Source organism: Aerococcus sp. L_32 (genome assembly GCF_050689315.1).
This window is the reverse complement of the sequence record NZ_JBOEQF010001084.1, coordinates 1-624: the sequence shown is the minus strand read 5'-3', so window position 1 is coordinate 624 and position 624 is coordinate 1. Positions and strand designations below refer to the sequence as shown.

The following is a 624-nucleotide window of genomic DNA, read 5'->3' as shown; positions in this document are numbered from 1 at the left end:
CGCTTTAGGTTACGATGGCGATATCGAATTAAAAGAAAATCAAATGTTACATACCCTTATTGAAGAGCAAGACAAAGGGGTTACTGCCAAACAATTATATGGCACACCAACAACTTACGCCCAAGAACTACACCAAAACCCTAACGACGGTAATGGGGCAGTTCAAGCAGGCGACAGCCCGTTCTGGCACTACTGGGTTGAAGGTGGCTTATTGATTGGTGGTGTATTCGCGGGTATTTCTGGATTGACCTTATTAATTGGTTCTGAAAATGCGAGCTCAGGCCCGGCTGGTTTATTCACGCTAATCTTGAACTTTATTATTGGGGGATTAGCTATGGCTGTGTTGACGACTAACCAACCTGATATGTCTAAACCGAAGAAAGAACGTGGCACTATGCGGTATATCTTAATTTCAGTAGCTGTTTTATTAGCTTGGATCCTACTCATTTCTCTAACTGAATTCTTGCCAGCGGGTATTAACCCAGAATTACCATTATTCGCTTACCTAGCTCTAGCAGTCCTAGGTTTAGCTGCCAGATGGTGGTTTAAACGCGAATTCAAAGTACAAAATACCTTGTTCTAAAAACATGAGTCTGTCAGTTATTCTGGCAGGCTTTTTTGGTA

General features: G+C 42.1%; 1 protein-coding gene. It reads left to right on the top strand.

What is annotated here, in order from left to right:
- A partial coding sequence (locus tag ACRCJ0_RS18295) for a DUF1129 domain-containing protein (protein WP_431391565.1) occupies positions 1–583 on the top strand: 583 nt, incomplete at its 5' end.
- Positions 584–624 lie beyond the last annotated feature (41 nt).